Origin of the sequence: Pseudomonas sp. NFACC02, assembly GCF_900110765.1 — a bacterium.
In the GTDB taxonomy this organism is placed as follows: Bacteria; Pseudomonadota; Gammaproteobacteria; order Pseudomonadales; family Pseudomonadaceae; genus Aquipseudomonas.
Genome location: NZ_FOEO01000046.1, coordinates 1 through 13717, shown reverse-complemented (window position 1 = coordinate 13717; position 13717 = coordinate 1). Strand labels below are relative to the sequence as shown.

Genomic DNA, 13717 nt, shown 5'->3' with positions numbered 1-13717 from the left:
ACAGGAAGTTCAATAGTGTCCGAGTCGGGCATGTGGCGGCATTTACGAATACGCCGCCGAATGGTGCGGGTAATCCACAAGGCGCGAGCCAATGACCATTTCGCTGATCCAGTCGGTCAGGAGTGTCGTGTAGGCACGCTGGCTGTTGTCGCTGCTCAGTCCGTGATCGGCTCCGTCCAGCAGGCGGTAAGTCAATGAATGCGCCAGATCGAATGCCGTGCGATAGCTCATCAGCGTCGCATGGGGCACGTAGTCGTCCTGCTCGGATTCGACCAGCAGCACGTCACCCTTGAAGTCTTTGCACGCCGCCAGTGCGCGATTGTCGGCGGCGGTCACTGCCGAGCGCCGATAATGCGCCAGCTTGTCGCGGTCCAGGGCTTGTTTAGGCATGTCCCAGTCAGCGTCCCAGTACAGTGCCGGCACACGCAGCGCGAGCCAGCGTACCGGGCGCATGCCGCTGAGAATGGTCGCCAGATAGCCACCGTAACTGCTGCCGATCACCGCAATCGCGTTGTTATCCACTGCCGGATGACTGGCGAGCCGGTCGTACGCCGCCAGCAGGTCTTCCATGCTGTGTTCGCGAGAGACAGAGGCGCGCATTTCATGGGTGCGCTCGTGGCCGCGGAGATCGAAGGTCAGGCACACGCAACCCAGACCCGTGATGTTCTTCGCCCGCGCCAGGTCACGCTGCTGGCTGCCGCCCCAGCCATGAACGAAGAGAATGCCGGGCATTTTGGCGCCGGGTGTGAGGATGGTGCCGGAGATAGCGTCGTTGTTGACGGCGATGTCGATGGTTTCACTGCGTACGGTCATAAGGCTGGACCTGTGTGAATTTACTGATAAGGCCGACCTCGGGGTCTTCGCCTTCGTAGAGAACATGGGCATCGGCGGGCAACGTGGTCGGCCCGTAGATTTCGTGACTGGAGGCGCAGATGCGCTGCAATTGCGGATCGGCGGCAAACGCCACCAGCGCCTCGACTTCAGCGGGGCTGGCCCCTCCGATGCGCCAGGACTGTTCCAACACACCGGAACACACCTGGCCGCGTGCATTGGTGCCGTGGGCGATGTCGTAGTTGCGGCGTGACGCGAGAAAGTCCGGGAAGCAATCCAGCGCGGCTTTTTCGTAGGTCATGGCCTGGGTGACGGACCGGCGCACGTCGTCTTCGAGGTCAAGCGTGAGCAAGTCGTCGTAGCCGCCACGCACCAGCCACAGTTGTGAGCCGCCGTAGACCGTCTCGCCGCTGTTGTCTTTGGTCAGACTCTGGGTGCCGTGATAGCTGACCATGATGCCCGCGACCTGAATCTGCCCGACGCTGTAGGTGATGACGTCGCTCAAGTCCTCTTCCAGCACCAGCCCCCATTCCTCGACCTCGGCCATGTCTTGCTCGGCGATGGCCTTGTCCAGGTCCGCTTCCGCGCTGACCACCAGCTGACCCCGCCCCGCGGTTGCCAGCACCGGTTTGAGGCGCACCGGCCCGTTCTTGAGCAACTGTCGACCCGCACGTCTGGCATCGGCTTCGTTGAAAACGCTGTAACCGGTGAGTACGGCGTCGGCGGCATCCTCGAAGAAGCGATCCGACCAGCCCTCGGGTTTCGCCGTGGCGCCTTCAAGCAGGGGATGAGAGATCGCTTTGGTGGCCATGAACGGGTAATCGATCAGCCCTCCGAAGAAGTCGTCGACGCTGTGAATGCCCAGCGCATCGCCTTCTTTTTTGCCAATCAGCGTGTCGGAGGGGATGTAGTAAAGCGCGCGGCCTTTGTGCAGCGCCGGGTCGTAAGCGCCGACGAAGGTCGCGCCCAGTAATCTGGCGATGCGTTCGCCAAGTGCCTGCTGCACGACGGTTTCATGGGTGGCGAGTTGTTTGTGAGTAGCCAGCAGAACGACTTCAGACTGTGCAACGCTGCGTGATCCGCTCATGGGCGAACTCCCTGTTGCAATCCTGCGAATGGAGGAAGCGCACATCAGATCAGCACGGAGCCGATCAACCTGCATGACGTATGAAGGCCGCAGTACCCCGTAGTTCCTGAACGGCTGATCAATGGTTGACTGCCTGGCCCGGATCTTTATCAAGGTCTGCGTCGCACGCTGGAAACGGCTGGGTGTGATCCGCCTCCTCCTGATCGCCCATCGCTTTATATTTCTTGCGCAGTTCACGCAGTTCTTTCTGGTCCAGGTTGTCCAGGCTCAACACCGCGTTCTGCGCATCCTTGGTCACGCGCAGCAGCTCATCGATCTTGATGTGCAACTCATCGGTATCGCGGTTCTGGGTGTTCTGGATCAGGAACACCATCAGGAAGGTAATGATGGTGGTCGAGGTATTGATGATCAGTTGCCAGGTGTCGTTGTAGTGAAACAGCGGCCCGGTTGAAGCCCAGGTACAAATCAGCAGCACGGCCACCAGAAAGGTCCGGGGGCTGCCGGTCCATTTCGACAGGGCCTGCGCGAACTTGGAGAATTTCATTACCGGTGTCCTTAGCGATCGAGGGTGATAACCAAGGGACCGCAGCCATGCACTGAAATTTCTTCTTACAAAATGAATTCAGGCAAACGGCTCGTCACTACCAGCCGAACAGCGCGTTGGCATTTTCGGTACTGGCCAGGCTCAAGCGTTCGGCGGAAATCTTCATCAGGTCAGCCAGTGCTTTGCAGATGTCCGGCAAGTGCTCCGGGCTGTTACGCACATGGGGATACATCGCAGGCGCCATGTCGGGCGAGTCGGTTTCCAGGACCACGCTGTCGAGCGGCAACTCGGCGATGACCCGGTGCATGCGCAACGCTTGCGGCCAGGTCGCCGCGCCGCCCAGGCCCAGTTTGAAGCCCAGCTTGATGTATTCCCTGGCCTCTTCACGGCTTCCGGCAAAGGCATGGACGATACCGCTGCGTTTGAGCTTGAAGCGCTTGAGGGTCGCGATCGTGTCGGCGTGGCTGCGGCGGACATGGAGCAGGGCAGGAAGGTTGAAGTCGGCGGCCATCTGCAACTGGCTGTCGAACACGGTTTGCTGGTGTTCGCGGTCCAGCGATTCGACGTAGTAATCCAGCCCGATCTCCCCCACAGCGCAGAGCTTCGGATGGCCGGCCACGGCTGCCAGCCGGTCGCGCAGTTCCTGCACATGTTCCGGGCGATGTTCGTCGAGGTAAATCGGGTGCAGTCCCAGCGCGGCGTAGACCTGAGGTTCACTCAGCGCCAGATCCCACACGCGCTGCAGATTGCGCTGATAGACACCCAATACGACCATCCGCTCGACACCCACCTGTTGGCAGCGATTGAGCACTGCCTGGCGGTCGGCCTCGAAGTCATCGAAATCCAGGTGGGTGTGGGTATCGATCAGCCTCATGTTCAGGCCTCGTGAATCCGCTGTTTGAAGGTCCGCACAATGGCGTGTACGCCGGGTTCGTACTGGTCTTGTTCAATGGCGGACAACGCCAGCGACAAGGCTTTTTCGGCGATCAACTGATGTTGCTGGGCCATGGCATTGACCGGCAAGGGCAGGAAGTCGAGCAGTTGCGTGTCACCGAACGTGCCCAGGTGCAGTTGATCCGGGTTGAGGCGGCGCTGATGCAGGAGGTCGAATACGCCCTGCAGCAGTACGTAGGACGTGGTGATCAAGGCATCCGGGAAATACCCCAGGCGGTCCAGCATGTCGCCGGCGATCCGAAGGCCGCAGTCGCGACTGAAGGATTCGCCGTGTTCAACGATCACCGAGCCCTTGAAACCGTCCAGTGCGTCTTCGAAACCGCTGGCACGCGCTTTACTGACACTGAGCTCGGGGCGGGCGCCGATCAGCGCGATGTGTTTTGGCCGGGTCTCGAGCAGGCTGCGGGTCAACTGCTGGCTGGCGTCGTGGTCGTCGCTGACCACCGAGCAGAAATGCGCCGGGTCCATCTCCCGGTCGATGGCGATCACGGGAATGCCTTGCTGTTGCAGCGCACGATAACTGTCATCGCTGGCGGGCAGGCAACTGGCGACGAACAGCGCGTCGCAACGTCGGGCGCGGAATAGCTGCAACAATTGCAGTTCGCTGATGGGATCGTCGTCGGAACTGGCGATCAGCAACTGATAGCCCCGTGCCCGGGCACCCTGTTCAAGCTGCTTGGCAATCCGGGCGTAGCTGGGGTTTTCAAGGTCGGGGAGGATGAAACCCAGTGTGCGGGTATGACGACTGCGCAGGCCGGCGGCCTGTGGGTTCGGCCGGAAACCATGAGCTTCGACCACGGCGCGGACGCGCTCGACCGTCGCGTTGCTGATGCGCTGCTGTTCGGCCTTGCCGTTGATCACGTAGCTGGCGGTGGTCACCGAAACACCGGCCAGACGCGCAATATCACTGAGTTTCAAGCCGAACTTCCTTTTGTTATGGGCGGGTCATTAAGGTGGATCTATGCGCGGAGGATTTTCACCGATTCGCGGTCATCATTACAGCAGACCCTGGGCATGAATGAAGCTCCCAGGTTTTTTAGGACGCTTCCTACAGCAATCGACCAGATGAGCTTCAATCTGCGGAGATTATCGAGTAACGTGCCCGCCCATCTAGATTAAACGATTCAGCAAGCCTGTTTATGGCTGTAATCGAGCAATAGCGTCGGTCGAAGTCTGGCGTTGTTGCGGCATTTGACCGTTGATACACGGTCTTACAACAAAAATTAGGCGCCACCGTGCGCTGTACAGGAGAAAGGCATGCTCGAGCTGACCGTTGAGCAAATTTCCATGGACCAGGTGGCGACCGACAAACCTGCCGCGTTGCAGTTGCTCGCTGACCTGTTGGTCGCCGATGGCCTGGTAGCGCCGGGTTACCTGCAAGGTTTGCAGGCCCGCGAACAGCAGGGCTCGACCTTTCTGGGGCAGGGCATCGCAATTCCTCACGGCACGCCGCAAACCCGCGATCAGGTGTTTGCCACGGGCGTGCGCCTGATGCAGTTCCCGCAGGGCGTGGATTGGGGCGACGGGCAGATGGTCTACCTGGCCATTGGTATTGCCGCCAAGTCCGATGAGCACCTGCGTCTGCTGCAACTGCTGACCCGCGCCCTGGGCGAAACCGACCTCGGCGAAGCCTTGCGTCAGGCGAAGAGTCCCGAGTCGCTGCTCAAGCTGCTGCAAGGCGCGCCGCAGGAGCTTGCGCTGGATGCGCAGATGATCAGCCTGGGCGCCTCGGTGGATGATTTTGAGGAACTGGTCTGGCGGGGCGCACGGCTGTTGCGTCGCGCGGACTGTGTCAACAACGGATTCGCCGCTGTGCTGCAACAGGTCGAGCCGTTGCCGCTGGGCGAGGGACTCTGGTGGCTGCACAGTGAGCAGATGGTCAACAAACCCGGGCTGGCGTTCGTCACCCCGGACAAACCGATGCGTCATCTGGGGCAACCGCTGACCGGCCTGTTCTGTCTGGCCAGCCTGGGTGAATCCCATCAAGCGCTGCTGGAGCGGCTCTGTGCATTGCTGATCGAAGGGCGTGGCCATGAACTGGGCCAGGCCACCAGCAGCCGCGCCGTCCTTCAGGCACTGGGCGGTGACGTGCCGCCAGACTGGCCGAGCGAACGTGTGGTGTTGGCCAATGCTCACGGCTTGCACGCACGGCCGGCCAAGATCCTCGCTCAGCTGGCGAAGGGCTTCGAGGGCGACGTGCGGGTGCGCATTGTCGATTCGACCGAGAACCCGGTGTCCGCGAAAAGCCTGAGCAAACTGCTGAGCCTGGGCGTTCGTCGTGGCCAAGTCCTGGAGTTCATCGCAGAACCCGCCGTGGCAGCGGATGCGTTGCCCGCGCTGGTTGCTGCCGTGCGGGAGGGCCTGGGTGAGGAGATCGAGCCGCTGCCGACCGAAACCGCGCGGACGCCGGTCGCCACCGTGCCGGAGAAACAATCCCTGAAGGCACCGGCTGACGGTTCACAGATACAAGCGGTGCCCGCCGCGCCGGGCATCGCCACCGGCCCTGCCCATGTGCACGTGCTGCCCGTGTTCGACTACCCGTTGCGCGGCGAGTCCCACACCGCCGAGCACGAACGTCTGCACGCGGCCCTGGAGCAAGTGCGTCACGACATCGAGGCGCTGATTCAGCGCAGCACCGCCAAGGCCATTCGCGAGATTTTCGTCACTCACCAAGAAATGCTCGAAGACCCTGAGCTGGTCGACGAGGTCGTATTGCGCCTGAAACAAGGCGAGAGCGCTGCCGCCGCGTGGATGAAGGTGATCGAAGCCGCCGCCGTGCAACAGGAACAGCTCAAGGACGCGCTCCTGGCCGAGCGCGCCGCCGACCTTCGCGATGTGGGTCGCCGTGTGTTGGCGCAGATCTGCGGTGTCGACGACCTGATCGAGCCTGAAGAGCCTTACATCCTGGTGATGGACGAAGTCGGTCCTTCTGATGTCGCGCGTCTGGACCCGGCTCGCGTCGCCGGGATTCTGACCGCGCGCGGCGGGGCGACGGCCCACAGCGCCATCGTTGCCCGGGCGCTGGGCATTCCTGCGCTGGTCGGCGCGGGCGATGCCGTGCTGCTGATCAAGTCCGGCACGCGCCTGCTGATCGATGGCCAGCGCGGCCGTCTCGATGTCGCGCCCGATGACCTGACGCTACAGCGCGCGCTGCTTGACCGCGACACCCGCGAGCAGCGCCTGAAAGCCGCCGCGGCATTGCGCATGGAGCCGGCCATCACCAAGGACGGCCACCCGGTCGAAGTGTTCGCCAATATCGGCGACAGCGCCGGTACGCCGGCGGCCGTGGAGCAGGGCGCCGAGGGCATCGGTCTGTTGCGCACCGAATTACTGTTCATGGCGCACAGTTCCGCGCCCGATGAAGCGACGCAAGAAGCCGAATACCGCCGCGTGCTCGACGACCTCCAGGGACGTCCACTGGTCGTTCGCACGCTGGACGTCGGCGGCGACAAACCGCTGCCGTACTGGCCCATCGACAAGGAAGAAAACCCGTTTCTGGGCGTGCGCGGCATTCGCCTGACCCTGCAACGTCCAGACGTGATGGAAAGCCAGCTGCGCGCGTTGCTGCGTGCGGCCGACAACCGTCCTCTGCGCATCATGTTCCCGATGGTCGGCACCGTCGAAGAGTGGCGTCAGGCGCGGGACATGACCGAGCGCCTGCGGCTGGAGATTCCGGTCGCCGATCTTCAGTTGGGGATCATGATCGAGGTGCCGTCGGCCGCCTTGCTGGCGCCGGTGCTGGCCAGGGAAGTGGACTTCTTCAGCGTCGGCACCAACGACCTGACGCAATACACGCTGGCCATCGACCGCGGCCATCCGACGTTATCGGCCCAGGCCGACGGCTTGCACCCTGCGGTGCTGCAACTGATCGACATCACCGTGCGCGCGGCCCATGCCCATGGCAAATGGGTCGGTGTGTGCGGCGAATTGGCGGCTGATCCGCTGGCGGTGCCCGTGCTGGTCGGTCTGGGCGTGGATGAATTGAGTGTCGCGGCGCGCAGTGTGGGCGAAGTGAAAGCCTGCGTGCGTGACTTGAATGTGATTGGTGCCCGACAGCTCGCGCAGGCCGCGCTGGCTGTGGGGAGTGCCGCTGAAGTGCGTGCCCTCGTGGAGGGGCTGTAATGGCGAAAATTCTGACATTGACCATGAACCCGGCGCTCGACCTGACGGTGCAATTGGGGCCGTTGCAGGTCGGACAGGTCAACCGCAGCGATTGCATGCTCAGTCATGCAGCGGGCAAAGGCATCAACGTGGCGCAGGTCCTCGCGGATCTGGGGCATGAATTGACCGTGGCGGGGTTTCTCGGGGTCGACAATCAGTTGCCGTTCGAGTCGCTGTTCGCCAAACGAGGGTTTGTCGACGAGTTCGTGCGTGTGCCCGGCGAGACGCGCAGCAACATCAAGCTCGCGGAAAGCACTGGCCGCATCACCGACCTGAACGGCCCGGGCCCTGACGTCAGTGCGGCGGCGCAGCAAGCGCTGGCGACCCGCATCGAGCAGATCGCCGGCGATTTCGACGCAGTGGTGGTGGCGGGCAGTCTGCCTCGCGGTGTCGACGCGCAGTGGTTGAAAACGCTGCTGCTGCGCCTCAACGCCATGGGGCTGAAAGTCGCGCTGGACACCAGCGGTGAAGCCTTGCGCGCCGGGCTTGAAGCGTCGCCCTGGATGATCAAGCCCAACACCGAAGAACTGGCCGATGCACTGGATGCGCCGATCATCTCGATTGCGGCTCAAGCCGAGGCAGCCGCTGCGTTGCGTCAGCGCGGCATCGAGCATGTGGTGATTTCCCAAGGCGCGGAGGGCGTGCACTGGTTCAGCTCCACTGTTGCGTTGCAGGCATTGCCGCCAAAAGTCACGGTCGCGAGCACGGTGGGGGCCGGGGATTCGTTGCTGGCGGGCATGGTTCACGGCTTGCTCAGTGGTCACTCGCCCGAACAGACGTTGCGCATTGCGACGGCGATAGCGGCGATGGCGGTGACCCAGATTGGTTTCGGGATCAACGACACCGTGCAACTCAAGCGGCTGGCAAGCGGCGTCAATGTACGCGCACTGACTGCATAACGCCGAATCGAACAAGAAGAGAGGAAACGGGATGAAGTTAGCCATTGTTACGGCCTGTCCGAACGGAAAAATCAGCAGTGTCCTCAGTGCGCGTCTGCTCGGTGCAGCCGCGCAACGTCAGGGCTGGAGCACCTGCGTCGAAGTACATGACCCGCGCCATCCGGAAAAACAGCTGTCGGCTGCCGACATCGAGGCAGCGGACTGGGTGTTGGTGGTCAACACGGGGCCTTTGGACCTCAAGCGGTTTGCGGGCAAGCGCCTGTATCAATCGACTCCGTCCCAAGCGCTGCAGGATGTCGACAGCTTTGTGCGGTCGGCCAGCGAGCTGGCGACGGTCTACACCGTCAGCGTCACCACTGAACCGTCGGCATCTGCTGTCAATGCTGTGCCGCGTCTGGTGGCCGTGACCGCGTGCCCGACCGGCGTCGCGCACACCTTCATGGCCGCCGAAGCGATCCAGCAGGCGGCGAAGAAACTGGGCTACGACCTGCAGGTGGAAACACAAGGATCGGTCGGCGCGCGTAACCCGCTCAGTGCCCAGGCGATTGCCGAGGCTGACGTGGTACTGCTGGCGGCGGACATCGAAGTGGCGACCGAGCGGTTTGCCGGCAAGCGCATCTATCGCTGCGGCACCGGCATTGCGCTGAAGCAGTCCGAGGCGACGTTGAAAAAGGCGTTGGCCGAAGCGGAAGTCGAATCGGCCGCCGCTAAGTCAAAGGCGCCGGGCAAGAAGGAGAAAACCGGTGTCTACAAGCATCTGCTCACCGGCGTGTCGTTCATGCTGCCAATGGTGGTGGCCGGCGGTTTGTTGATCGCGCTGTCGTTCGTGTTCGGCATCACCGCCTTCAAGGAACAAGGCACGCTGGCCGCAGCGCTGATGCAGATCGGCGGTGATGCCGCATTCAAACTGATGGTGCCGTTGCTGGCGGGGTACATCGCCTATTCCATCGCGGACCGGCCGGGCCTTGCGCCAGGCATGATCGGCGGCCTGTTGGCCAGCACCTTGGGCGCCGGGTTCATCGGCGGCATCATCGCAGGCTTTCTGGCGGGCTACAGCGCGGCGGCGATCAACCGTTACGCGAAGCTGCCCGCCAGCGTCGAGGCGCTCAAACCAATCCTGATCATTCCGCTACTGGCGAGCCTGTTCACCGGCCTGGTGATGATCTACGTGGTCGGCAAACCGGTGGCGGGCATGCTCGAAGGGCTGACCCACTTCCTTGACAGCATGGGCACCACCAACGCGATTCTGCTGGGTGTGCTGCTGGGCGCGATGATGTGCGTCGACCTGGGCGGCCCGATCAACAAGGCGTCGTATGCGTTCTCGGTCGGCCTGTTGGCGTCTCAGAGTTACGCGCCGATGGCCGCCGCGATGGCCGCCGGTATGGTCCCGCCGATCGGCATGGGCATCGCCAGCGTCATTGCCCGCCGCAAGTTCGCCCAAAGCGAGCGTGAAGCAGGGAAGGCGGCGTTCGTGCTGGGGCTGTGCTTTATCTCCGAGGGCGCGATTCCGTTCGCCGCGAAGGACCCGCTGCGGGTGATTCCGGCCAGTGTGGTCGGCGGTGCGCTGACCGGCGCGCTGTCGATGTTCTTCGGCTGCAAGCTGATGGCGCCGCACGGTGGCTTGTTCGTGTTGTTGATCCCGAACGCGATCAACCATGCCTTGCTGTATTTGCTGGCCATCATCGTGGGCAGCGTCGCGACGGGGGTGTTGTATGCGGTGTTGAAGCGTCCGGAAGCGGTGGAGCTGGACGCGGTGCCAGCGGGCGCTTGATCGGGTGGGCCATCTCACGTCATCGCGGGCAAGCGCGCTCCTACAATTGGAATGCGTCCATCTGTAGGAGCGCGCTTGCCCGCGAAGGCGCTCTAACCGCCAACACATTCCTTTCCCGCTTGTCACATTCCCCCAACAATCGATTGTTAGGTTCCTTGCTTTGGCATTCGCTTGAGAGGGAACACAATGACTCAGTTCGACCTGACACGCCGTCGCATCATTCAGGCCGCTGGCGCCGGCCTGCTCTTGCCGGGTCTGGCCCCCGCCGTCATCGCCTCGGTCAAGGACCGTCCGAAAATGACCGACGGCGTGCAGTCGGGCGACCTGCAAGGTGATCGCGCGATGGTCTGGAGCCGCAGTGATCGCCCCTCGCGCATGGTCGTCGAGTGGGACACCCGCAGTCTGTTCAGCAATCCGCGCCGTACCGTTTCGTTGCTGGCTGACCAACGCACCGATTTCACCGCCCGCGTCGAACTGACCGGGCTGCCGGTTGATCAGGCCATCTTCTATCGCGTGTTCTTCGAAGACGCCCAGACCGGGGTTGCCAGCGAACCCTGGTTCGGGCATCTGCGCAGCGTGCCTCAGGCGCGCCGCGACATCCGGTTCGTCTGGAGCGGCGACACCGTCGGCCAGGGTTTCGGGATCAACCCGGACATCGGCGGCATGCGCATCTACGAAGCCATGCGTCTTCGATTGCCGGACTTCTTCATTCACAGCGGTGACACCATTTACGCCGACGGTCCGGTGCCTGCCGAAGTGGTCACCGAAAGCGGCCGGATCTGGCGCAACATCACCACCGAAGAGAAGAGCAAAGTCGCTGAAACCCTGGATGAATACCGGGGTGCTTATCGCTACAACCTGATGGACGAAAACCTGCGTCGCTTCAATGCCGAGGTTCCGCAGATCTGGCAGTGGGACGACCACGAAGTCAGCAACAACTGGTCGCCGAGCAAGCAACTGGACGACCGCTACAAGGTGAAGGACATCCAGTTGCTGGCCTCGCGCGGGCGTCAGGCGTTTCTGGAGTACGCGCCGATGCGTCTGCAAAGTGCCGACAACGGCGGGCGGGTATACCGAAAGCTGAGCTACGGGCCGATGCTCGACGTGTTTGTCCTCGACATGCGCAGTTACCGCGACGGCAACGATGCCAACCTGGCCGACAAGCCGGGGCCGACGACGGCATTTCTTGGTCGCACGCAACTGGACTGGCTCAAGCGCGAACTGCAGGCGTCCGGCGCGCAATGGAAAGTGATCGCGGCCGACATGCCCATCGGCCTGGGAGTGCCGGATGGTGAAGTCAGCCCCGGCGTGATGCGCTGGGAGGCGATTGCCAACGCCGATAACGGCGCACCCAAGGGGCGTGAGCTGGAAGTCGCCGAGCTGCTCGGTTTCCTGCGTCAGCAGAAGATCCGCGACACCGTGTGGCTGACCGCCGACGTGCATTATTGCGCCGCGCATCACTATCAGCCGGATCAGGCCGTGTTCCAGGATTTCGACCCCTTCTGGGAGTTCGTCGCCGGGCCACTGAACGCGGGTAGCTACGGACCTAACACGCTGGACAAGACCTTCGGCCCTGAACTGGTGTTCCAGAAAGCCCCGCCCGCCCAGAACACCTCGCCGTTTGCCGGGTTTCAGTTTTTTGGCGAGGTGAACATCGATGGACAAAGCGGCGAGATGACCGTGACCCTGCGCGATCTGGATGGCGTATCGGTGTTCGAGAAGAAGCTACAACCGGCCCCCATCGCCTGACGCCTTCCCACTGTAGGAGCGTGGCTTGTCCCGCGATCGGCGACGAAGTCGTCGTGGCCTGCGCACCCGATTTGTCTGTCGCACCACAAATGCGGGATTACGACGGGTTCCCCGCCGATCGCGGGACAAGGTGGAACGCCACCCCGGCAGCTCCTAGAACTGCCGGATTAGTCGAAGGTTGTACGATCACTACGCAATTCGCGGTAACACTCTCCGTCCCGCTGGCCTATCATTAGGCACCTAACGACGGCTCAGGGTTTGGCGTGCATGCTGGCAATTTTTCTGGAAACCCTGAACATCACGGCGCCGGTGTTCGCCATGCTGTTTCTGGGTGTGGTGCTCAAACGCGTCGGCTGGATCAACGACACGTTCATTCACACCGCCTCCTCGCTGGTGTTCAACTGCACGATGCCGGCGCTGCTGTTTCTCGGCATTATCCACGCCGACCTGCACGCAGCCCTGCAACCGGGCGTGTTGATCTACTTCATCATTGCAACCCTGGTGGGCTTCGCCCTCGTCTGGGGCTGGGCGATTTATCGCGTGCCGTTCGTGGAGCGCGGCATCTACGTTCAGGGGGCCTTTCGCGGCAATAACGGCGTTATCGGTCTTGCACTGGCCGCGAGCATGTACGGCGACTACGGCATTTCCCTCGGCGCCATTCTCGCGGCGCTGGTGATTCTCTTCTACAACACGCTGTCGACCGTGGTGCTGGCGGTCTACAGCCCCGTGATCAAGTCGGACCCGTGGAGCATCTTCAAAAGCGTATTGGCCAACCCGCTGATCATCAGCATCGTCGCGGCAACGCCCTTCGCCTACTTCGGTATCGGCCTGCCGAAATGGCTCGACACCTCCGGCAGTTACCTGGCGCAAATGACGCTGCCGCTGGCCTTGATGTGCATCGGCGGCACGCTGTCGCTGAAATCGTTGCGCGAAAGTGGCGGGCTGGCGGTTAGCGCGAGCATGATGAAGATGGTCTGGCTGCCGCTGGTCTGTACCTTCGGCGCATGGTTGCTGGGCTTCCGGCATGCAGAATTGGGGATTCTGTTCCTGTACTTCGGCGCCCCGACCGCCTCGGCGAGTTTCGTCATGGCGCGGGCGGCGGAAGGCAATCACGCGCTGGCGGCGTCGATCATCGTCATGACCACGCTTGCCGCAGCGGTGACCACTAACATCGGGATTTTCATTCTCCAGTGGGGCGGTTGGATTTAGCGCTGCAAATCACACATGACTGTATCAACTGAAACTCAGGCACCACTGAACGCGACTTGGCGGCAGGCCAAACGTAGACGACGTTGGGCTTTTTAGTTTTTGAGGTTCGCGGTTTGTTGGTTCGTTGGTTTTGGCATTGGGAGGGTGGGCAGATCCATTATCTCGGGTGGCGCCGAATCACCTTTCCGCCCCTCCGGCGGGTCACTTTTGAAAAGGCACCAAAAGTAACCAAAAGTGCCCGGCTCCTGGTTTGGCCCTCCTTCGTCGGGTACCCGCACTCCGACGACGCTCCGTGGGCCCGCGCCGAACGGGCATCCATGCCCTGACGGCGCTCTCGCGGCATCCCTGCCGCTCGACCCACTCCGCGCCGCCTGCGTTTGGCCTGCACCCAAGTCGCGATTTGTGGTGTCTGGACTGTCGCGTATATGAACAGCGTGGGCTGGAGCTAACGCTCCTCGCATTCTTGGGTCGTGCATCGATACTTCGCACGCCACCCTGTAGGAGCGTGGCTT

Annotated in this window: 10 protein-coding genes; 5 read left to right on the top strand and 5 right to left on the bottom strand. The window is 62.4% G+C overall.

Annotated elements, in window-relative coordinates:
• Nucleotides 1-42: 42 nt before the first annotated feature.
• The 5 genes from BMY73_RS23980 to cra all read right to left on the bottom strand — a co-directional run bounded on the left by BMY73_RS23980 (nucleotide 43) and on the right by cra (nucleotide 4334).
• Nucleotides 43-813 (bottom strand): alpha/beta hydrolase family protein, encoded by a 771-nt coding sequence (locus BMY73_RS23980; RefSeq protein ID WP_062388506.1) that lies wholly within the window; start codon nucleotides 811-813, stop codon nucleotides 43-45.
• A complete protein-coding gene (locus BMY73_RS23975; protein ID WP_092410222.1) occupies nucleotides 797-1918 on the bottom strand; it encodes a DUF3182 family protein in 1122 nt (373 codons plus the stop codon). Before BMY73_RS23975 ends, BMY73_RS23980 begins: the two co-directional genes overlap by 17 nt.
• Nucleotides 1919-2036: 118 nt before the next feature.
• A complete protein-coding gene (locus tag BMY73_RS23970; RefSeq protein ID WP_062388510.1) occupies nucleotides 2037-2462 on the bottom strand; it encodes a low affinity iron permease family protein in 426 nt (141 codons plus the stop codon).
• Between the two features lie 97 nt (nucleotides 2463-2559).
• Nucleotides 2560-3342, bottom strand: a complete 783-nt coding sequence (locus BMY73_RS23965) for a TatD family hydrolase (RefSeq protein WP_092410220.1) — start codon at nucleotides 3340-3342, stop codon at nucleotides 2560-2562.
• Nucleotides 3339-4334 carry a catabolite repressor/activator gene (gene cra, locus BMY73_RS23960; protein WP_092410218.1) on the bottom strand — a complete coding sequence of 332 codons (996 nt, stop codon included), beginning with the start codon at nucleotides 4332-4334 and terminating at the stop codon, nucleotides 3339-3341. Before cra ends, BMY73_RS23965 begins: the two co-directional genes overlap by 4 nt.
• A gap of 339 nt (nucleotides 4335-4673) precedes the next feature.
• On the opposite strand from cra, the gene ptsP reads away from it, so the two are divergent.
• The 5 genes from ptsP to BMY73_RS23935 all read left to right on the top strand — a co-directional run bounded on the left by ptsP (nucleotide 4674) and on the right by BMY73_RS23935 (nucleotide 13205).
• Nucleotides 4674-7538 (top strand): phosphoenolpyruvate--protein phosphotransferase, encoded by a 2865-nt coding sequence (ptsP, locus tag BMY73_RS23955; RefSeq protein WP_092410216.1) that lies wholly within the window; start codon nucleotides 4674-4676, stop codon nucleotides 7536-7538.
• The gene (pfkB, locus tag BMY73_RS23950; RefSeq protein WP_062388523.1) at nucleotides 7538-8476 is read left to right on the top strand and encodes a 1-phosphofructokinase; all 939 of its coding nucleotides are present in this window, start codon (nucleotides 7538-7540) and stop codon (nucleotides 8474-8476) included. The genes ptsP and pfkB overlap by 1 nt, the downstream gene beginning before the upstream one ends.
• A 31-nt stretch (nucleotides 8477-8507) precedes the next feature.
• Entirely contained in the window at nucleotides 8508-10247 is a 1740-nt protein-coding gene (locus BMY73_RS23945; protein WP_062388527.1) for a PTS fructose-like transporter subunit IIB, read from the top strand.
• A 186-nt stretch (nucleotides 10248-10433) separates the two neighbouring features.
• Nucleotides 10434-11996 carry an alkaline phosphatase D family protein gene (locus BMY73_RS23940; RefSeq protein WP_092410214.1) on the top strand — a complete coding sequence of 521 codons (1563 nt, stop codon included), beginning with the start codon at nucleotides 10434-10436 and terminating at the stop codon, nucleotides 11994-11996.
• A 267-nt stretch (nucleotides 11997-12263) separates the two neighbouring features.
• Nucleotides 12264-13205: an AEC family transporter gene (locus BMY73_RS23935; RefSeq protein ID WP_062388534.1), complete on the top strand. Its 942-nt coding sequence runs from the start codon at nucleotides 12264-12266 to the stop codon at nucleotides 13203-13205.
• Nucleotides 13206-13717 lie beyond the last annotated feature (512 nt).